Below are 22,079 nucleotides of genomic sequence, written 5' to 3'. Positions count from 1 at the left end.
TTGGATATTGTTTAAAATAATAACGATTGAGATTAATATCTCGGATCAAATGTCCAAGAGTTGATAACAACGTTTCAAGCAACAATGAACCAATCATCTTTTTTGATCTCCAACGCCCAAATGGGTTTAATTAACTTATCTTTTTTAAGAAAAATTAAATAAATATAAATAACACATCGTAGAATAAGCTTTTACTTGTTAGTTCGTTTAACATTGGCAACATATATTCCAGATTAGGCTTATGTAAATCAAACATTGCTAGTTTGTATCCAATAGACCGTTAGTTTAGAACTTACATTTTAACATTTGATTGAATTTATTTTTTAAATATGTCGTTTTAATATATTTAGTTTGTATTTTTTAAAAAAAAGATAGACATCTATCTGCTACCTGGTTTTTTCGTTGTTTTGATACAGGATTTACAACGGTCATAATAATTTCTAGTTAATTTTAGAGATTTTTATATTTGTAACGAATTGTTAATCTTCTACTTTTTTTAACATTAATATTATTTATTTGGTATTAATATAAGTTATTATTCCAAATTTATATAACATAAATACATGTTATTATGGTTTAAAACTCCAAGAAAAACCATAGGTTTGGTATGGAAATGAATTAATCAGTAACATTTTTAGGTTTAATCAAGTTAATTACTAATATAATATTCAAATAAAAACAACAAGTAGATATAAATTCTAAATGTAACAATACGTCAACACTTAGATTTCATTTTAACTGATGAACAATAAGCTTATTTATATTATTATTCTGGGTATAAAATATCTAATCCTATATTGAGTTAATTTATGATTTAAATGTGTAAATTTATTTCAATACAACAGATTAAATATATATATATATAAATCTTATTAATATTGAGCATAAATGTTTCAATCTTGTTGCGGCTAATGGCATTATCATGTTAATTTTATTGTTATTAAAGGCCTATTAGTGGTATTATTCATCGTTATGTACCAATGTTCCAACGTTTTTATATATATATACTAAATATTTAGTTAATTGTTATAGAAATATCTAAAATTGATGGTTAATTCCAACAGGTAGACATTTTGGCGTTTGATCAGATAATCCAACGTTTGATTAAAATTTATTACATTAACATGTCAAGGTATTTGTAATTATTTTTGTATTAAAATTTTAGTATCAACATGATAAGTTATTAATTCATATGAATTTTAAGATAAACAACAAGTGAATAATTTTGTCGTAATGTTTACATAATTTACTACAATAATCGGATTAGTGACAACATGTTGTGTTCGGGGTTAGTAGTTAATTAAAACAATTTATATCAAAAGTAATGTTTATTTTCTGTAATAAAAGATATATTGTTGGACTCGATACAACGAAGAGATGTATATTTTAATGTTAAGGGTTAGAGAATTTCAATTAAATGTTCATGGATGTGTTTCATGTTTTGGTAATGTTTATTATTATTTTTAGTTAAAGGTACAACAATCTATAATAGATAGAAGGTAGTTATACTTATTAGTGGGCGTTAATTTGTAATATATAAATGATAAAATTGGAGGATAATTGTTTAATAAATGAAAATATTTGGTTAAAACGTTATAAATATAAAAAATAAGATAAAACAGATATATATCCGATGATGGATTTGTTTTTAACAAAAAAATAACGTTGTTAATGGGTTAATCTATTAAAAATTATAACAGATTATCTTAATAAGCAATTCAATGTCAAAATTTTTGACCGATGTCCGTTATATTTGTTTTGGTTCTTTCATTTGAGGTATAAAAATGGTGTTTATTGGTAATATATAAATGAGTAGTTATACACTTTTGGGGTAGGTGTTTTAAGTAATTATAAATGTTTATGTTTGATTTTTTTAAAATGTTATCAATTTTGGTATATTATGTCATAATATTGAATTATCAAACAAAAAAAGACATAAATTAGAATAATTTATTATATGTGTTTATTTAATTCACGTCGATTTACTACTCTAATTATAACAATGAAATAATGAATTAATTGTCATAATATTTAGTTTTGTTAGTATAGATATTAGATGTTTTTTAAAAAAGCTGGAATAAATTTGATAGATTTAAACATATATTGGTATGATGGATGATTTATAACTAATAATAATATGTATAATTATTTTAACAAAGTATTAATAATATTTATTCAATTAAAATTATTAAACAAATAGACAAAATGTTGAACTAATATGTGAAGTTTGGTATAAACGCCAAATATATCATGGACGTTGTAATTGTAAGATAATTTTGTGAAGCATTGGATAATTATAGGTTATCAATGTTTATGGTTCAATGTTTTATCTTTATAAGAATAAATTTACATGATTATAATTAAATGTTATGACATGTAGTAATTAATGTTAAACGGTCGTTGATTTTTTTGATAAAATATATATTATAGTGACTGAATTTTGTTAAATATTTCAGATTAATACTATTACGAGGTATTAATTTTAATACTTTTATAGATGTCTGATACCGACTAATTAATAATCGATCAGTTCTTTCTTTAAGTTAAATACAATTGGTCCTGATTTGTTTCAAATGTTTATAATTTTAAGTATTAATAAAGATAATTGAGATATTTATGATAATTACAGTAATGATTTGGTTCCTTAGTGACCTAAAATTTAACATCTACATTAAAATAAATGTTACAACGTTGTAACGGTCGTTATATTTGGTATAATCACACTGGTTATGTCGGGATTTGTCTGATTAGATTGTTTTTTAATTAAAAAGGATTTTAATAACTAATATTAACAGGATGTATAGTTTATATAGATGTTTGTTAATAAAAATGGTAGTTAAATCAATGAAATTTCGGTTAATGGAACAAACATTTGACCGTTTGATCGGGACTTAGAGCCAACATCCGAAGATATGATTTTACGTTGGCAAAATATATTAGCCAATAGAATGGGATTGACACGTTTGATGGTATTATGACAAATTAGATGAATATTTTGAAGATTGGTATTAATCAAGTAGCTTTAAATAACTTTAATTCATAATTATTATACTAATATAAATGGTTGGAGGTTGTAAACCTAACGTTGTTTGTTATCATTTTTTTGATACAACGTTCGATATTTGTTTAATTTTATCTTTTAACAGTTATTTAAAACTGAGAGTTATAACAACTTAATCTTTAAAACATGAAATATAATAACAACAAAATAAATAGTTTAAATCATAATTTTGATTGATTGAAGATAAAATTGTGGAACAACGTTGTGTTATTGAGTATAGGTTTGGATAGTCTGAACGTGATTATTGATAAAATAAAACTATCAGTATTTAGTAACTATGTTGTTCTTGGTATTTGTTTTAAAAAAAGTATTACAAAAGATGTTATATTAAAATGATATGTTAAATCAACAACTGATAGTATCGAACTGTTGGTATTTAAGTCAAGGATTAGAGAGTTTATCTATGAAACATTTATTGATAAGTGTGAATTCATGAAGATAAAGCTCAATGATTTGTTATATGTGAGTATATTTGATTCAAATGAAACTATTGTAAACCTTGATACCAAGAAATTGTTTAGATGTTTACATGAAACCAAGGGTGTTAGTACTACAATGATTGTAAATCAAGTAAACTTTCAACGGAATTTAAAATATAACCTTAACAACAAGGTAAAAGAGTATATAAATCAGGTCAATGTTGTTACTGATTTAACAGAACAGTATGAAACGATGAAGAAACGTTTGTTGGTTGAGGTTAATATGCCAAGATTAGTTATAGAGAAATGGAAAACAGATATAAATTGATAACAGAAATACAAAACAATGCGGTTGTAGCTTAATGGTAGAGTTTAAGAATGTGGCTCTTGAAGTGGCGATTCAATTCCGCCCAACCGTACTATTACTAAAACATATTACATCATGGTTAATGTCCAATCATCTTTTGATTATAAATGTTTTCTCTGAATGTTTAAACGGATAAATGGATAACAAGAATTGAAATAAGATATTTGATGTTTTTTATTTAATACGGGTGTATAATAGCTTATGAGAGAGTAGTTGTTATAAAAAAAAGGATATAGACCGTTAGATCTGATAACATATAACCATTAAATGTTATGGCTTTTAAACACTGAAGATAAACGACCTCTTGGTTTAAGATCTATTGATCTTCATCCTTCTAGGGATTATAATATTTTATAAATTTGTTTGATCTGATTAAATAGCTTATGAATTAGAAAACAAACTGTTGGAACAAAAAAAAGGTAGGGAATAAATGATGAGATATAGATGTAGGAATAACGGATTATTTCTCCGATTTAATGTATATGTATATGCTATCTGTATCATTTGCTGATAATGTCGGATGAGAATTAATGTTATTAATTGTATAATGACCGTTGGTTATGAATAAAAATAAATTAGTTAAGTTATGACATAACGACATGTTCTACTCATAGGAATAAAACAAAAATAGAAAGATATTAATGAGTAATTGGTAATAGTGACATAAGTGCTATCAATTGTTCATCTTAGTCGGAAAAATCAAAGATAACATTGACATGATTGGGTTGGAATTTAATCAACTATAACATAATGAAGTTAGAATAATAGAGAAAAATATAGATGTTATCCAGTGATGTTGAAGTGCTTAACTAAACAACAGAATTAAGATAAATCAATGAGAATTTATTCAATGTTAACAAAAAAAAAGAGGTAACTTGTTTGTCGAACATCTTGTTGTAACTATGATCGAAGTTCAGATTAGAATTGTTATTAATACCTAAATATGAAATGGAATGAGATGTATTAGAAACTAAAACGTATCCTATGTGAATTAATCTGCTTGAGAATAATCAGACATCTAATATAAAACAAAATTTGGTTATAAACAGAATATTATTTGTATTAATTCTAACTATGTTAGTGGTTTTGAGGTAGAAAGATGTCTATATTTGTTGGAAAACCATTAAATTGACAAACAGGGTTACAACGGTCAGCAACACCAGTAATGAAACAAATAAATCAGCTTATGAGTTTTACAAATGTATTGTTATCTCCAATATTAGTGTTTGTTGTAATAGCAATTATAATTTTGTGTTACAAAAACAATGGAAATACTGTTATATCACAAACAAATAACAACTTACCTTTAGAAATCATATGAACAATTATACCAATTATGATTTTATCCAGCATATGTGAACCATCGTTTAAAGCATTGAAGTATCAGATGTCTCAGAAGAGGTTACCATTTATTACTGTAAAAGTAACAGCACATCAATGATATTGAAATTATGAATATAACTTAATTGGTAATAAATTTAATTATAATTCGAATATATTGAAACAACAACATAGGATTGGATTTAAGAAAACTAATTTAGGTCTCTATCCTGAACTATTGGCAACAGATTATGAACTTGTTGTACCTACTAGAAGGGTGATTAGAATATTGATAACATCTGATGATGTGATTCATGGGTTTGCTGTTCCATCGTTTGGTTTAAAAATAGATGCAATTCCAGGAAAACTGAACGATGCTTGGATCAAGGTAAGTACTCCTGGTATATATTATGGCCAATGTTCAGAATTTTGTGGTAAAGATCATGCATTTATGCCAATTGCTGTTCGGGGTGTATCACAAGAAAGATTTAATAACTGGTTGAAAGTGGCAAAATCCGATCTAGATAAAGCATTTAGAATAATGAGACATGGATCATAAATTTAATAAGTTAACAGATTACATCGAAGATAACATATTTCGATTGATATTAAACATTTATGATACTGTGGTATTTGTTAATGATTGGTTAAGAAAAAATACTATAAATGTTATTAATTCGTTAATGCTTTGGGATCATGTTAGGATAGGCAGATATTATATATTTTTTTCTGTGATATTTGGTACAATTGCTGCGATAATATCGATCTTGATGAGGACTGAGTTAAAACATCCTGGAATACAGGTTTACAACAAAATTGCCAGATTAATATATAAAGATGGAGATATAGAGGATAAAGCTAAACATTTATATAATTCTTCGATGACAGCACATGGTCTAATAATGATATTTTATATGTTAATGCCAATGCTTATCAATGGTATGGGAAGTTTATTAATACCAAAATTGGTCATGTCCAATGATTTGGCTTCAAAGGTAGCAAGTTTATGTTCTTTCTTTATTTTGATGTTGTCAGGATTAGTTGCAGTGGCATCGATGTTAACAAAAGGTACATTAAATGATTATGGTTCTGCAACAGGATGGACTTTATATCCTCCGTTATCTAATGCCAATTACCATGCTGGTAGGTCAGTAGATTTGGTTATATTTGCAATTATATTAGCTTGTATTTCATCTGTAATTACTTCATCAAACTTTATTTCAACAATTATAACGAAGAAAGATAGAAGAGTAAGACTTGTTAAAATGTCACTTATAGCTTGGGCGTTGTTGATTTCATCCTTATTATTAATAATAACAATGCCAGTGTTAATAAGTGCTGTTACAATGTTGTTTTTAGACAGAAGATATAACACTGTTTTCTATGAATCTCAAGCAGGAAGTGATCCCACGATGTTTCAACATTTGTTTTGGTTTTTTGGACATCCGGAAGTCTATGCATTAATACTACCAGCATTTGGAATAGTAAGTGAAATTATATCTAAATTTTCAGGTAAACCAATCTTTGGAAGATCTGGTATGATATTATCAATGATGTCTATAGCATTAATAGGTATGGTTGTTTGAGCTCATCACATGTATACTGTAGGACTTACGTTTAAATCGATAAAATATTTTGTAATTTCAACAATGGCGGTTGCTGTTCCAACTGGAATTAAAGTGTTTTCTTGACTTGGTACTATGTGAGGTGGCAATATTCGTTTGAAATCTCCTATGATATGGGCATTAGGATTTGTTATACTGTTTGTTGCAGGTGGTTTAACTGGAATACAATTAGCCAATGCTGCTTTGAGTAAAGCGTTGCATGATACTTATTATGTTGTTGCTCATTTTCATTACGTGTTGTCTGTTGCATCGATATTTGCTGCCATGGCAGGATGATATTATTGGTTTCATAAAATATTTGAACGAACATATAGTGAAAATTTATGTATATTACATGCTGTTATAACATTTATAGCTTCAAACATAACATTTCTACCTCAACACTTTCTAGGATTAGCTGGAATGCCGAGAAGAAGTATAGATTACATCGAAGCTTATAGCGGTTGGAACAAAGTGTCAACATATGGTGCATATTTTGGCATTATTGGTATTTTGTTGTTTTTTTATATTATTATAGACTCCAAAATCAGAGGTAAAACATGTATTAAGAGTCCATGATAAAGATGTCATCGATAAGTTCAGGTCTGATTTATGGAATTAGTATCATAACGTTTGTTTCCATGGGTGTTTTCTGTTTTTTAATGGCAAAATTATATAAAATAACATGTGCCAGGTTTGGTTTAGCTGGAATTCCAAAGAAAGGAATTAATCTTAATAAGAAATTACATCATAAACCTGTTCAAATAGAATTTATTACTCAAATAGATAAAACGTTACCATGTGTTTTTGAATGTAGTATAAATCGTATAATTTTAATACCTGGAGAAGTAATAAAGGTTAATTATAAACTGAGAAACAAAATTAATAACTATTTTGTTGGTGAAGCGATTTACAACATCACACCATTTGTAGCAAGTAAATATTTTAATAAATTACAATGTTTTTGTTACAACAAGATGATAATACCTCCATGTTCTAATATTGTTTTGCCATTGGTGTTTTACATTAACCCGAATATAACCTTCGATGAAGGTACTAAGAACATAGAAAAAATAACCTTAACATATATTCTGAATAATATGGGGAAATGATAGAATCAATTCTAACAGTACTTATTACGTTGTTAATTATGTTGGTAACTAGCATGTTGGTTCTATGATCTTATATTAATAATTTAAAAAATAGGAGATATAACATAAGGTTCATGTTGACTAAAGGAAAGAGGATTAGTAATTTTCATAATACTGAGTATACCGTATTTAAAACTCTCTTTATTAAACTTATGCAGTTTATTATGAAGAAAAATTATAGATTACATATTGCTATTGTGTCCATTTTAGTGATGATTCAGGTAATGGAACTCAAATGGGCATTTAATCAGTGTTTGGTTTTTTATGATCAGTTTGAAGTGTTGGTATTAACATTGATGTTTATTAATACGATAGCTGGGTTATTTATATTATTCATCAGGTACAACGTTGTAAATATAATAAGTTTGAGATATTGACAAATATTAGGTTTTCTATGAGATATGTATTATATTTTTCTTGCAAAGTATTAATTTAATATCTGCCTGAATAAAATTCTACTACGGATTCAGGATTCATGGTAACTGGATAAGTTTTGTTGGTATATTTCGGAGTTTTTATTAACTTAAATGTCAGATATCGATAACAACATTCGATATGTTTCGGAACATCTGATTCAGAATTTAATATACTTTGTTTTATCAGCATTGAATTAATACATTTCGGACGTATTCTGAAGACATCTCCAACGTTGCACTCATGTGAACATATGTTTACTTCTTTATTATTAACTAATATATAACCATGATTTATAAGTTGTCTGGCAGCTCTGAATGATGGAGCTAATTTGGCTCTATGTACTAATACATCTAACCTCATTTCTAACAAACGGACGATATTAAGAGCAACGTTGCCATTTAGTTTTAGAGCTTTTATGTATACTTTTTTAAATTTCGATTCTGTTAAGTTAGAATAATAAATCTTCATCTTTTGTTTTGCTAACAGTCTGATGCCATAATCTGTTAGACGTTTCTTTGGTTTGTTGCCATGTTGTCCCGATCCATAGTTTCGTTTATTTAAGCTTGATCTTCTAGAGTTTCAGATGTTTTCACCAATTCTTCTGTCAAATTTAAATTTAGGTACCTTTCTTCTATTCATGTTAAGTTCTTAGTAATGTGGTAAACATTGAAGATACTAACAACTGATCAATATATTCATGGGATTTTGTAATCAAAATGTTGTCTGTTATGTTAATCGATGTTTTTTTATTAAACAACTCAGAGCTATACTATAAAAAGTATTTTAAAGGGGTATAATAGTTAATAAAATATAAGATATGACTCGTTGGCATTGAAATCGTTTGTCTCGGACATGGATGTTGGGTTTATTTAGTTTATTTTTTAAGTTAAGAATAGCCATTTGTATTAATAATTGTGGTATTCGGTTGCTAAAATGTATTATAATTTGTTATTATCGGTCTCATGATCTGAATGATGGTTGTTAATGATGTAATTTCAGATAGTTTTGTTGTTGTTTTTTATTAATGAATTGGTAAGTATTAATCCTGTAATAAATAAACTACTTAAAATTGGTATTGTTATCCTCTGTCTTATGTTTAGTCATGGTTCTGATACTCAATTTAGGAAACCAATTACATCTCGAGAATATTGGTGGATGGTATGTGGAGCATAGAAGTTGTCTTTGACACATTTATAGGCCAACGGTGGTCTCATAGCAGTCCAACCACTTTCTAGACCTTTGTTTTGATATAGATTACTTTCATTTCTTATAATAGTATTACCATAACCAGTTAAAAGATCATATATTCATTGAACCGATCTGTATTTTGTTACTAAAGATAAGTCTGGAGGCAACGATCCATTGTTAAAACGTTTGGCTTGTATAACTGATTTGTATGGCAACTTAAAATAATCGATTATTCTATATTTTTTAACTAACAAAGCTGCTTGTTTGTGAGTGTATCCCAATTTAAGTAGATCCATAAGCTTGAAAAGCTTAAGAGAATGGCAATTAATACATATTTGTCTGAAAACGTTGAAACCACGTTTAATTTGACCTATTTTGAAGCTAATATCCAATATCTCTTATGGTTCTTGTTGATAAATGAAATAATTCTTATAACTAAAGGTAGAGAAATAAATCCTAGATATCACAACACACACGCTTTGGATAATTTAGAGATCAGTTTTGTATACCTATATTTACCTGTTAATCCCAAGAAGATAAGACTGATGAATGCGGTTATAGTATGTAATCGGTAACTTCTTGTTGTTATATTTGGTAGTTCTTTATTATAAATATATGGGATAAGCACCAAGGAGGATAGAAGTACTGTTATCGAAGTTATACCTAACATCTTTGATTCAAAGGTTTTAAGTATTGAATAATAAGGTAAGAAATACCATTCTGGTTCAATATCAGTAGGAGTTGAATAATAGTCAGCTGGGATATAACTTAATTTATTCAGTATTATATTTGGATAGATTAAACATAGAACATACATTACAAATAACACAATAATACAGGCAATTATATCTTTAGCAATAAAATTTGGATAAAGATCTTCAAATGATTTTGATATTGGTAATCTGTTCGCTATTGGACTTGTTTGACCTTTAATATGTACTAATAACAGATGTATTATGATAAAAAATAAACATATAAATGGAAATATACAATGAAAAACAAAGAATCTCCTAAGTGTTGAAGCACCAACTGAATATCTTCCTAGTAATATTAGTCTTAGAGGTTTACCAACAATCGGAATTGAACCTATAAAGTTCGTGATTACCACAGCAGCCCAGTATGACATTTGGCTTCAGCTTAGAACACTGCCAAAGAACCCGATCAGAATCATGATCAAATGTATTATACTACCTGTTAGCCATATTATTTTTTTGGATCCGGAATATGCTTTATAATAAATTCCTTTAAATATATGTAAATACAACAACAGGAACAACGCAGATGATCCGCAAACATGTAAACTTCTCACTAATCATCCGTATTTAAATAATCTTTCGGTTCTATGAATAGATAAAAATGCCAATCTGGTTGATGGTTTGTAGTGAATAGCTATTGAAATTCCTGATACTATTTGAAGAATAAATATAAACATCAATGAAAATCCTGTGGTATACAGTCAGTTTGCGTGTTTTGGTACTTGAAATTTAATCAAATAGTTTATCATAGTTTTAGTTAGATCTATCATTATGTTTGGTTTTTTAATCTTAAGTTATTATGAAATTTTATTAAGTTTACAACGAGATATTTCAAATTATAACAGTAATAGTACGATTAATCAATTGTTTGGAGTTATCATTGAAGTATTCAGTGGCATATTTAACTCTTAACTCTTTATTTCGTTTGAATGTTGGGTCAAATTGGTACAAAAAATAACAATAGACCAATCAGTTATTATAGAACATATCTAACATCCTTGGCTTTGTCACTGAATTAAATGTTTTGATATCTAAATTATCATTTCTTACTAAAAAATTCATAGTTTTTATTTAATTTAATCTTTGAGATCTTATATATCACATGATATCTTGTTTTTTTGATAAATGTTGATGTTTTATTTCGGTTTTAGTATAGTATAAATCAAGATGGTATATAATTCATATTTATTTATTATAGGAGATTAGTTAGATGTAGTTATTTAATAATAATTGGTTATTACTGATCAGATATTTGTTCACAACATAGTAATAGATATTTGTTCTATGTGTCAGAATTGGGATTTTGTTTTCTCCCGAACATGGTCAGTATCAGATTCAAGTATAACATAGATAACAGGTGTTGGAAATTTAATAGTAAACAACGATATTGGCTAATGTTGTATCGCATAGCGTATCATCGGTTATTGAGTTTTTAATACTACAAATAAAAATAATATATCCAAAGTTTATATGGTTTTATCCTGTTATAAGGTTGGCATACAATTTCAACAGTTTGGTTATCTTCTGTTCAGAAGTATTTCTAACGTTGTAGATCACTTCTCATTGTTTGATACCTCCAGAATATATTCTAATAAACATAGAGAAATCGGAGTATATATCTGACATTATTTTGGATGTTAACGTTGATGTTGGTTCAGAGTTGCTTGGAAATCTTATGAATCCGTTTGTTCATTAATAACGAATCTTTTATTGGTTGTCTATCATCGGGAGATGGTAAATAATTGACTAATTATATCTAATACAGGTTGAATTGTTTTGTTGTTTAATGTACTACCACACATAATTGGTAATATTTTACCTGAAAGTGTTGTTAATCTTATTAATGATATTATACTATGATTATCCAGTTTATTACATCGTAGACATGTTGTTGTTTGGTTGTGATCGGATTCAATAATCGAATCAATGAGCAACGTCCGTTGTTCGTTGGTAACATTTTTGTATTCTTTTGTGATGTTAATAACACTACATGTTAGATCTTTATCATCTTGGTTTTGGTATACTACTTTCATGTTAATCTATATCTATTATCCTATGGAATTCTGATTGTATACCAATTGGTATTTGAAGTAATTAATGGTTTTATAGATAATTTATTAATCAGACTGTTGGAACTGATGAAATAATCCGATCCTGTTTATCCACCTTGTTATAAAATATTATTCTTGGTATGGGATGTTTGTTTTGTTTGTTTCCTAATCATTTCTGTCTAAGATTTAACACTTAACACTACCATCTAATATTATAACAATTCCATCCAAGATACGTAAGTCCTTTTCTATTTCAGTAGTAAAATTAATATGATCAGAAGTATCTATGAGATTAAATCGAACATCAACGAACAAATCTGTCTTCCAACTTGTAGAAGAAACGGTCGATGTTATCGTTATCCCATGTTCTTGTTCTTGAATCATCCAATTCATGTTGATATTTCCGCCATGAACCTCTACCAATGTTGTGTTGTTTACCAATTATAAATAGTAACCTCTATGGTGAAGGTTGTTTTACCAACATCTATATGAGCCATTATACCAATGTTTTTTTATTTTTACTAAGATCTGATTGTATCATACCATGTGAATAAACGTTTGGTTGTTTTATAGCTGAGTTGTGTCATGGTTTCTCTTCGTTTGAACGAAGAATTCTTTTTTATAACATCTATCTATTATCTCTCAAGTCAATCCAACCATGTTGGAACCTCCACTATGTTGTTTTGTAGCATCAACCATCCATCTTAAACCTAATCCCAACCTTCTATCAACAGGTTATATTAATTGGTATCTGATATGAAACATCACCAACTCTCATATTTCTAACTTCTGTATATGGTGTAACATTATCGATTGATTCATATAATACTTTCAATGGATTTATGTATAACCTGAACATTAATATAATCCAATGATTTCTTCAAAATCAACATGACCATACGTTTCTTACCATCTTTCATTATGTAATTTATTAGTTTTGATAACATCCAACATTTATCAGAATAAGAAAACAAGTGTTGTCGATCTTACGGTTCCTTAACATTATTATTTCTTACTCATTGGTTATTACTTTTATTTGGATATTAGAATTCATGGTATTCTTGGTCCGTTTATGTTTATTAATACTTTAACTTAATGGTTTAATCTCTGTTAAATCTTCTTAACATACTCATATCTAACAATTATCATGAAATATTTATTACCGGTTATACACTTCATCTTAATATATAGATAATAGACTTCATCATTGTCATTATACGTTTCTATTTGATTTCTTTTGTTAATAACATGATTTGTTTAACCGTTTCTTGTTAGAACCGAAGGTATTACTTATTAGTTAGAAGTTATATTTCATCTGAATAGAGATATATTCTGTTCACTAATAATTTTATATCTAGATCTTTCTATTAACAGAACCATTTTTGTTTAATATTCCATCTTCAATCAGCTTTCGTTCGTTTATAAAACCTGTACCAATTAATGGTACCTTTCCTAACATAATTTTATCTTTTATATTAGTTACTTCGTAATTGTTATTGGATATTATAGCTTTAATTATTGATTTTATTGCTCCTTGGAAGGAGATAGCGGATAGTATAGATCTTTGGTTCATACATGTTTCTGTTATACCAACGATTTGTCTATCACCTAATGCCACCTTTCTTTTTAATGTTTTGATATAATAGTTAATTCTGGCAACATCCTGTCAATTATAACAACATCCGACCTTCAATGGTGAATTACCAGGATCAGATATGCTTATTGTGTTAGTCATTTGTCTTAAAACCATCTCAATGTGTTTACTATTAACATTAACTCCTTGGTTTCCGTATATTTCTTGGACAATACCAACAAAATAATTAAAGAGATCATTGAATCCATATACTTCAGCATAATTCGATAGATCATGGTCTCCATGTAAGATGATTTGTCCTTGTTTTATTATTTTGTTATCTTTAATAAACAGTTTAACATCTAAATCGGAATAAACAACAGGCTGTTTGTTAATGTTTATCGGATCAATGACGAATGATCTGTTTCCATTACTATCGGTTCCATGTTTTAATATCCCATCTATCGGACTAATAATTGAACTATTATCTTCATCAGTGTTGTTATTAAATAACTTCGATAATCTTTCGAAACCTTCAGTCAATGTCATGTCAATTTCATCTTCATCTTCGATTGTAACCTCTAAGATCTCATCAAATAGACTTATCCTTTCATTAGGACTTATTTTGAACTTGTTCTTACCGTTGACAGTGACATAATGTAACCGTTTCATTCTTCCAACGTCTAAACCAATCAATGACATCTTATCTTTAACAACATCCGGTTTAACATTGGTCTTTTTTCTTTTAGTTATATCGTAGATTTCTTTCTTAATGTTTAAGTAATATACTAAGTTCTTAAAGAATGAATTACCACTTACCAAACTTAATAAACTTGTTGATCTGATACAATTGAAACATAATATCTCTTCGGGTTCTACGTGTTTATCGTTCGAAACCAACAAGTGAGTACCTCTTGGTAATTTATAATTCCAGATTTCAATACCATCTTTAATAATTGATAACGAACTATTAGAATTAACAACAATTATATCGTTTGATTCTGAAACAACACATGAAATATTCTTGGTCTTAATAATTCCTGAAAATGGTGATATTAAACAGTTCTTTATTGTTTTTATATTGGTTTTACTTTCAATGTTTGTTAATCCATGAAATGTTCTTAGTGTAAGTTGTGTTCCAGGTTCACCAATTGATTGAGCTGCTAGAACACCAACAGAATCACCATGTTGTACCATGTTTCCACTACCCAATTCTATTCCATAACAGAGTTTACAGATACCAAACCTTGCTTGACATGTCAGTGGAGATCTGATTCATAAACCGTCATTGCAATTTATTAATATCTTATAAATATTATCTTCAGTGATTAGTTCATTTCTCTGTACAATTGTTTTTTTGTTTGTTAATATCGGTTTGGCTATAAATCTTCCGATCAATCTGTTCTTAATAAATTCTAGATCTATGATTGGTTTAACATGTAGACCTGTTTCGGTGTTGCAGTCATCTTCACTTACTACTCACTCTCTCGTTGATTCAACAAGTTTTCTTGTGAGATAACCGGAGCTTGCGGTTTTCAACGTTGTATCGATCAATCCTCTTCTCGATGAAAATGTACAACAAAAGAATTGAATTAAGCTTAATCCTTCATTATAAGCATTCAAGATTGGTAATCTACATGTTTTTCCTTCGAATCCAACGATGTATCCTCTAGAACCAATTAGTTGTTGAATTTGAGACAACGTGCCTCTGGCACCAGAATTAATTATCATTTGAATCGGTGTTTGTTTTAAACTATATCCTGTTATTTCTAAATTAATATTATTATTAACAGCATCCAAGACCTTCGGTCATGTTGATAATGGCATCGGAATCTCCTGTTTGTTGTCAATCTTTGATCAGGATGTTGTTATTCTTGATCGTATATCTCTAAGAAGTAGTTTCTTATAACTTAGGTTAACAAGATCGGAGTCTGACAATGACATGCCAGATTTTGTTGCATATTTGAATCCCAATCTCATCAGTCTTTCACAAAATGTTGTCATTTGTTTTGATCCACATCTATCATTGACCAATTTAATTATGTCGAAAATTAGTTGCTTACTGAATTCAGGATAACTCCATTCGTATAAAAAATTACATTCTGATGGAACTAATTCAGATATCAACAAACGACCTGGTGTTGATAATATTTCAGTTATCTTCCCGTTTACAACAGTTTTGAATTTTATCTTGGCATGTAAGTTTATTTTGTTTAAGAACAGAATTTTATGTACTTCTTTGTATGAAGATAAGCATATGTCCTTGTGTTCTGGTGATGTTAATGACATGTAGTATAGACCAAGGATCATGTCTTGGGATGGCAGGATGCATGGATCACCATGGGCCGGATGCATCACGTTATTATCAGCCATTAACAACATTGTAGCTTCGATTCTGGCATTAAAACTAAGTGGAACATGGACCGCCATTTGATCACCATCGAAATCAGCATTGAAACCGGAACATACCAATGGGTGTAATCTTATAACTTTTTCATTGGTAAGTTTAACTCAAAACGACCTCATGCTTAACTTATGCAACGTTGGAGCCCTGTTTAACAACACCGGACAGTAACTTACTACTTCTTCTAAGATCTTATAAGTTAAATAAATATCAGTTTCTAGTACCTGTTTAATGGCTTTTTTGTTGTTAAGATTTGATTTCAACATTAGTTTAGAATAAATGAACGGTTTGAATAAGTCAACGGCCATTGATCTTGGTATTGAACACTCATTTATAGATAAGTTTGGTCCTGGTACTATCACACTCCTACCTGAATAATCCACCCTCTTACCTAATATGTTATGTCTAAACCTACCTTGTTTTCCTTTTAATATTTCAGTCAATGACTTCAATGCTGGTGTATTGTACTTGTTGGGATTATCAACATTTGAAGAGTTATCAATTAAATCATCAACTGCCTTCTGTAACGATACCAAACCTTCGATGTAACTATCGAATTCATTGACATCGTTTGACTTAATCTTGTTTGTTTTAATTAATTGGTTGTTGTTTACGGTGATAATGTGTTTATAGAGTACATTTAAATCAGAATTTGCTAATGTATCATCATCTAAAACCATCATTGGTCTTAATTCAGCAGGTAGAACAGGTAATATCCTTATCACTAATCATTCCAACCTAATATTATTTGAAATAAAACCTTCAACCATCTCCAGTCTATCCTTTATCTTATCCAATAGTTCTTCGGATTTTGTACGTTGTATTTCTTTTGTCAATGATGTTTTTATTTTATTCAACTGAACCCTTGATAATAGTTCCATGATGGCTTGTCCTCCTGATGCTACTGAACATCGATCGTTCCTTATTCACATATTTCTATATGTCTCGGTTGATATGACTTGTCCGTTCCTATAATCACTTAGATCGGACCATATTATAACATGAAGTTTACATTCAATTATATCTTGAACAATTTCAACGTCCATGTTAAGTAATTCGGCTAAAATGTTGGGTGTTGGTTTATAAAATAGAGTATGTATTACTGGTGTTGATAAGTTAATATGTCCGAACCTTGATCTTGCTTGTAATCTGTTAGTATCAAGGTATATACCACAAGTTTGACAGATCATTTTGTTGTTTAAATTGGGTGTTGGACATAAACATTCGTTTTTCCTTCTTAGACCGAATACCTTCGGACAAAACAAACCTCCAACAATTGGTTTTCCATTATCATCATAGGTATCTGCATTACATATTTCCCCATATGACCATGATAATATTGTTTCTGGTGATGTTATTTTGAATCTAAGATTAGATATGTTCTTATTAAATATTGACATCATGTTTGTTATTTTGTTGCTTCGATTTCAATACACATTGAGAATAATTCCTTTACCAAAACAGCCATACCTTCAGTTTGATAGAGTTTATGTGTTGGTCTTTCTTCCAGAAAGTTCTCTTTGATTTCATGTCTTGCCATTATGTCATCACATTTAGCCGATAATGATTCATTTAAGAAATAAGCAACACCATAGCTCTGCAACGCCCATACCTCCATTTCACCCAACCTTTGACCACCTAAATTATTCCTTCCTTTAAGAGGTTGTTGAGTTACAGCTGAATATGGACCTGTTGATCTGGCATGGATTTTGTCATCAACTAAATGGTTTAATTTAAATATATATATAATACCTACATTTGTTGTACTAATGAAAGGTAATCCTGTTTTCCCATCGTATAATTGAATCTTTCTGTTGGAATTAATTAACAACCTGTCGTTAAAATCTTTTAAACATGACTCGAATGGGAACTCAAACAACGGACAAGATATCTTTACTCCCTGTGATAATTCAGACAACAAGATCAGGATCATATTTTTTGATAACTTATTTATATTTGGATATAATTCGGTAAGTTTAGGTATTACTCTTTCCAATATCCGATCATCATTTGTTTTATAATACATATTTAATATATTTTTAAATTCTAAACCAAACTTATAGCTAATTAAACCAAAGGTTGTTTCCAATAATTGACCAATGTTCATCCTAGATGGTACTCCTAATGGGTTAAGTATAATATCGATTGGTGTTCCATCGGCCATGAATGGCATATCCTCTTTCGGAACTATCTCCGATATCACTCCTTTGTTACCATGTCTTCCACATATCTTATCCCCAACTTTTATTGATCTATGTACAAGTAGTTTAACTTTTATAGTTTCTAATATCTTACTTCCATCACTTTGATTCTCATTTGTCAATCTGTTGTTAAACTTAGACAACATGTTAACTTCCAATTTGTTCAAATAGCTTAAATATTTCTTATGTAACAGATTCAGACCATCTTGGATAACCTTATTATCAGATGAAAGTGGATTTGTTGTAAATAATCTCTTTATATTACTAATCTGTAATAATATACAACATCTTCTGATATATTTCTTTGTAACAACGTTGTAACACCGTATATAATCCTCTAGATCTTTATCTTGGTATTTTTTATCTCCATCTGATGATCTTTCCACTTCTAAAACCGTTGCATGTTCTATTCCCTTTGGTACTATAAGTGAAGTATTATGTACTAATTCTGTAGAGAATTCATCGTTTCCATCTTTTCCTACGTTGAATGTATAATCTCCATCTTCCATGTTAGTAATCATCCCATTATCCTCGTTGATCTCTTCATCTGAACTTAATTCATCTCCACATATCTCTTTAATTTCTTCTTTCTTTTGTTTAGCATCAGATCTTGGAACCAACTTACCCACTAACACATCACCTTCATGGACGTTGCTCCCCACTTTAACTATCCCATTTGAATCCAGACATCTCCGATGTTTCATTGGTACATCAGTAATATTTGGACTCAATCATTCATTACCAGATGGTGTTTGTTTGACTTTTGTTTTAAGGTTTATTATATGAAGTGATTTAAATATACCTTTATTTATAACATTATTAGAGATTATAACCGAATCTTCGAAGTTATATCCTTCCCAACACATGAATGCCACTAACAGGTTGGCACCTAAACTCATTTCTCCATCACAACTTGATTGACATTCAGCAATAACATCTCCCTGTTTCAATCTTTGGCCAGGATTAACAACCGTCCGTATCCTTTGACACATGTCTTGATTTGATTTTCTTGATTGTGGTAAGATATAAACTCTTTGTTTCTGATCTTTTGGTTCATGAATAACAATCCTCTTAGAATCAACATTAATTACTATTCCGTTGTTACGTGCCACAACGTTGTGACCAGTATCTCTCATTACGGCATATTCTTCCCCAGTACCAACCAAAGGTGGTCTTGAATTCAATGGAGGTATGGCTTGTTTTAACATGTTTGCTGCCATTAATGCCCTTGTTGGATCGTTGTGTCCGAGAAATGGGATCAAACGAACAGCATGTGAAAACATTTGAACATCTGATACCAAGCTTAGATCTATTACACTTCTATCTGTTACTTTAATTTTGTTTCAGTTCAAACACATGGTTCATTTCTTTTGAATTCTATTACACGATAAACCAACGTTTAGTCTTTTACTTTCGAAGTGATTTAAATATATAACATTTCTATTAATTAATCCATTATAGGTTTTATAATATCCTGTAGATATGTATCCGTTAACATCAACGTCGGCATATGCTGATAATGTTGTTACCAAACCAATGTTCTGACCTTCTGGAGATTCAATTGGACATATCTTAGCCAAATGTCACTGTTTTGTATCTCTTATGGTAATCTCAACGTTTTGTGATGTCAATCCACCTTCACCCAAACATGTTAACTTACCTTTATGAGATAATTCAGATAAACTATTTACTTGATCGAGATATTGACATAGACTTGAAGAAACAAAAAATTTATCAACATCACTTTGTATTTTTTTTACAGAATCAAAAAGTTTATCAATTATCATGTCATCATCAGTTTGAACGTTTGGATCATTAACACTTAATATGGGTTCTAATGTTTTTTTAATAAAATCTATTATCACTTCACCACTACCTCGTATCATACGAATATCACAATCAACATGTTTGAAACCATTTCGATTTATTAATATTTCATTCAGAATTAGTATTAAATCTTTTTTTGTTAACTGATCTAAACCAAAATTCAGGTGGTTCTTTGTTAAATCGTTTAAAAAGATCCTACCTGGTAATGTTAATTCAACATTATTGATGTCTTCACAAGTTATTTCAGTTTCACCTTCCAATATTGCTTCATCGAAATGTTTAATAACATTCAGAACATCGAAAGATTTAGTTATTGTAATGGAACTTGAATAATTCAGTGCAGTATTTCTATCTAACGTTATGTGTTTACCTATATTAACGATAGGGGTCTTTGATACATTGATATAAGCTCCAGTGATAATCACATTACCTGTTTCTAGATATCCTGTTATAGTTTTTTTACATCTAAGTGATCTTCTTGAACTATATTTAAAACCAGTTCGTTTTGTATTATCTCAAGTTAATCGATGTCATGTACCTTTATAGAAACCTACATCATGTGTTTCAGAAGTACCTTTAAATATATGTGAATGTTTGGTCTTTAATGTTAATAGACTTGCAAATAGATCGGATTCATGGTTGTTATGTATTATCTTCGGTCCATTTATTCTTAGATAACCAATATCTCTATCTTTTATGCTTATAGTTTCGTTTTCTCGATCAAATAATACTGCCGATTGTTTTATCAGTTGTGTTATTAGTGTTTTCTTTGTTCCATTTATAGTCAGAATTCCATCTTTTGATAGTCTTGGTAAATCCATTAACAGTACATCTAAATTATGTTGGTCGTTAACAAACAAAATATCTTTATCAAGACAATATCGGATAACGTTTAATTCAAGTCCAAACGAAGTTAACTTTTCATCTTTAATACAATTACTTGTTTTTATTAGTTCTAAGCTATAATGTTTGAGGTTAACTGGAAACAACGTTTGTAAGATAAGTTCCAGTTTTGATATCTTTATTCCTTCGTTGTTATAACAACCTCATAATGTATTTTTATAGAGTCTGTTTTGTAAATCGTTGTGGTTTAATGGTGTTTTGTTAACCGAGTTGGTGTTGAAATTGAATCTGGTGTTCAAATGTTGTTAGTGTTGTCTAGTATAACATTTAGTAGTTCAGATCTTCGATCCTTGATAGGATTAGCTTTATGTCTTCCAATATTATTCCTCTTTGTTGTGTTTGGTTATCACTTCTATCGAAGTTCATCTGATTTATTTTTCTGTTATATGTTTAATAAGGATTTTTATTACTGTTTATAACGTTTGATGTGTTTATTTCAATAACTGGTCAATACAATGTTGTTGTTATTTGTTGTTAACGGTAATACACATGATGACTTCGATCAATTTGTGTTTATTAACAACACCCACATGTTGATTTCGAATGTTTTATTAATTTCATTAGTTCAACTTATGTTTAAATCAATTATAGTGGGTTAATAATCCGACTTTATTGAAAACAACGACAAACAGGGTATCGATAGTAAATATAACTGTTGTAGTGGGATAAATATGGAGAAATATTAATAAGACTTATAGCTTAATGGTAGAGCATGCGGCTCATGACCGTTTAGTTGGTGTGGGTTCAAGTCCCTCTAAGTCTATGGATAATATGGACATCTTCGTTGACAACGAAAACACATAGATGATTTGGGGGTAAACGTTGGTGATGGAAACAA

The 22,079-nt window shown here is 29.1% G+C and carries 15 protein-coding genes and 2 tRNA genes; 6 read left to right on the top strand and 11 right to left on the bottom strand.

Going from position 1 to position 22,079, the window contains the following annotated elements:
* Nucleotides 1-3,187 precede the first annotated feature (3,187 nt).
* The 5 genes from MAGTDC_RS01015 to MAGTDC_RS00995 all read left to right on the top strand — a co-directional run bounded on the left by MAGTDC_RS01015 (nt 3,188) and on the right by MAGTDC_RS00995 (nt 7,886).
* Nucleotides 3,188-3,811, top strand: a complete 624-nt coding sequence (locus tag MAGTDC_RS01015) for a hypothetical protein (RefSeq protein WP_192572977.1) — start codon at nt 3,188-3,190, stop codon at nt 3,809-3,811.
* Between the two features lie 17 nt (nt 3,812-3,828).
* Nucleotides 3,829-3,899 (top strand) — tRNA-His (locus MAGTDC_RS01010).
* 1,047 nt (nt 3,900-4,946) lie between these two features.
* A complete protein-coding gene (gene coxB / locus MAGTDC_RS01005; RefSeq protein ID WP_146656660.1) occupies nt 4,947-5,726 on the top strand; it encodes a cytochrome c oxidase subunit II in 780 nt (259 codons plus the stop codon).
* The gene (locus MAGTDC_RS01000; RefSeq protein ID WP_146656659.1) at nt 5,716-7,353 is read left to right on the top strand and encodes a cbb3-type cytochrome c oxidase subunit I; all 1,638 of its coding nucleotides are present in this window, start codon (nt 5,716-5,718) and stop codon (nt 7,351-7,353) included. The genes coxB and MAGTDC_RS01000 overlap by 11 nt, the downstream gene beginning before the upstream one ends.
* The gene (locus MAGTDC_RS00995; RefSeq protein WP_146656658.1) at nt 7,347-7,886 is read left to right on the top strand and encodes a cytochrome c oxidase assembly protein; all 540 of its coding nucleotides are present in this window, start codon (nt 7,347-7,349) and stop codon (nt 7,884-7,886) included. Before MAGTDC_RS01000 ends, MAGTDC_RS00995 begins: the two co-directional genes overlap by 7 nt.
* Before the next feature lie 468 nt (nt 7,887-8,354).
* On the opposite strand, the gene rpsD is transcribed toward MAGTDC_RS00995, so the two are convergent.
* The 11 genes from rpsD to MAGTDC_RS00950 form a co-directional block, all read right to left on the bottom strand.
* Nucleotides 8,355-8,978: a 30S ribosomal protein S4 gene (rpsD, locus tag MAGTDC_RS00990; RefSeq protein WP_146656657.1), complete on the bottom strand. Its 624-nt coding sequence runs from the start codon at nt 8,976-8,978 to the stop codon at nt 8,355-8,357.
* A 299-nt stretch (nt 8,979-9,277) separates the two neighbouring features.
* Nucleotides 9,278-9,919: a cytochrome c1 gene (locus MAGTDC_RS00985; protein ID WP_146656656.1), complete on the bottom strand. Its 642-nt coding sequence runs from the start codon at nt 9,917-9,919 to the stop codon at nt 9,278-9,280.
* Nucleotides 9,898-11,052 carry a cytochrome b gene (locus MAGTDC_RS00980; protein ID WP_146656655.1) on the bottom strand — a complete coding sequence of 385 codons (1,155 nt, stop codon included), beginning with the start codon at nt 11,050-11,052 and terminating at the stop codon, nt 9,898-9,900. Before MAGTDC_RS00980 ends, MAGTDC_RS00985 begins: the two co-directional genes overlap by 22 nt.
* A 706-nt stretch (nt 11,053-11,758) precedes the next feature.
* Nucleotides 11,759-11,908 (bottom strand): hypothetical protein, encoded by a 150-nt coding sequence (locus MAGTDC_RS04310; protein ID WP_192572982.1) that lies wholly within the window; start codon nt 11,906-11,908, stop codon nt 11,759-11,761.
* Between the two features lie 92 nt (nt 11,909-12,000).
* Entirely contained in the window at nt 12,001-12,315 is a 315-nt protein-coding gene (locus MAGTDC_RS00975; RefSeq protein WP_146656654.1) for a hypothetical protein, read from the bottom strand.
* 204 nt (nt 12,316-12,519) lie between these two features.
* Nucleotides 12,520-12,756, bottom strand: coding sequence for a GTP-binding protein (locus MAGTDC_RS00970; RefSeq protein ID WP_278046876.1), 237 nt, complete (start codon nt 12,754-12,756; stop codon nt 12,520-12,522).
* A gap of 144 nt (nt 12,757-12,900) precedes the next feature.
* Nucleotides 12,901-13,053: a hypothetical protein gene (locus MAGTDC_RS04305; protein ID WP_192572980.1), complete on the bottom strand. Its 153-nt coding sequence runs from the start codon at nt 13,051-13,053 to the stop codon at nt 12,901-12,903.
* Nucleotides 13,054-13,057: 4 nt separating this feature from the next.
* Nucleotides 13,058-13,192, bottom strand: coding sequence for an uS7 family ribosomal protein (locus MAGTDC_RS05835; protein ID WP_414173051.1), 135 nt, complete (start codon nt 13,190-13,192; stop codon nt 13,058-13,060).
* On the bottom strand, nt 13,140-13,307 hold the full coding sequence (locus tag MAGTDC_RS05830) for an uS7 family ribosomal protein (protein ID WP_146656651.1): 168 nt from the start codon (nt 13,305-13,307) through the stop codon (nt 13,140-13,142). The genes MAGTDC_RS05835 and MAGTDC_RS05830 overlap by 53 nt, the downstream gene beginning before the upstream one ends.
* 380 nt (nt 13,308-13,687) lie before the next feature.
* Nucleotides 13,688-17,713, bottom strand: a complete 4,026-nt coding sequence (locus MAGTDC_RS00955) for a DNA-directed RNA polymerase subunit beta' (protein WP_192572978.1) — start codon at nt 17,711-17,713, stop codon at nt 13,688-13,690.
* Between the two features lie 5 nt (nt 17,714-17,718).
* Nucleotides 17,719-21,480: a DNA-directed RNA polymerase subunit beta gene (locus MAGTDC_RS00950; RefSeq protein WP_146656649.1), complete on the bottom strand. Its 3,762-nt coding sequence runs from the start codon at nt 21,478-21,480 to the stop codon at nt 17,719-17,721.
* A 449-nt stretch (nt 21,481-21,929) separates the two neighbouring features.
* Here MAGTDC_RS00950 and MAGTDC_RS00945 point away from each other — a divergent pair.
* Nucleotides 21,930-22,004, top strand: a tRNA-Ile gene (locus MAGTDC_RS00945).
* Nucleotides 22,005-22,079: the final 75 nt, after the last annotated feature.

Source organism: Candidatus Hodgkinia cicadicola (assembly GCF_002774925.1).
Note: the sequence above shows the minus strand (reverse complement) of the source record. Positions and strands in the feature narration are given on the sequence as shown.